Source organism: bacterium, assembly GCA_023150945.1.
Classification (GTDB): Bacteria; Zhuqueibacterota; Zhuqueibacteria; order Zhuqueibacterales; family Zhuqueibacteraceae; genus Coneutiohabitans.
The window spans coordinates 1-502 of sequence record JAKLJX010000119.1 but is presented as its reverse complement, the minus strand read 5'-3'; the positions used below and the strand labels follow the sequence as shown (position 1 = coordinate 502).

Genomic DNA, 502 nt, shown 5'->3' with positions numbered 1-502 from the left:
CCCGAATGCGGCTGAAATAAATCGAGCCGTCGGGCTTTAGGACGAGGTTTACGCCGCCCACAAGCGCAAGATTGCACTCCGACGAGCGAAGGCTCTGGCAAGCCAGATGCACCGCGACAAGCGACGACGAGCACGCCGTGTCGACCGCAAAGCTCGGCCCGCGCAGGTTGAGCAAATACGAGAGCCGGCCCGCCGCGACGCTGTGAGCGTTGCCCGTGCCCGTGTAAGCGTCCGTCAGGCCGCGCTCGATCGAGAACGATTGGTAGTCGCTCGAGCACATGCCGATGAAGACACCCGTCGCGCTGTTCATCAGGCGCCGCGGGCTGAGCCCGGCCGCCTCGAGAGCCTCCCACGAGACCTCGATCAGCAAGCGCTGCTGCGGATCCATGTGGACCGCCTCGCGCGGCGAGATGCCGAAGAAAGACGCATCGAAGAGATCGACGTCGCGAAGGAATCCCCCGCAGCGCGAGACCATCTTGCCCTCCACATCCGGGTTGGGATC

General features: G+C 64.7%; 1 protein-coding gene. It reads right to left on the bottom strand.

Translation table 11 applies throughout. From position 1 onward, the window contains the following. Window positions 1-502: polyketide synthase (locus tag L6R21_28340; GenBank protein ID MCK6563112.1), on the bottom strand; the 502-nt coding region annotated here is incomplete at both ends.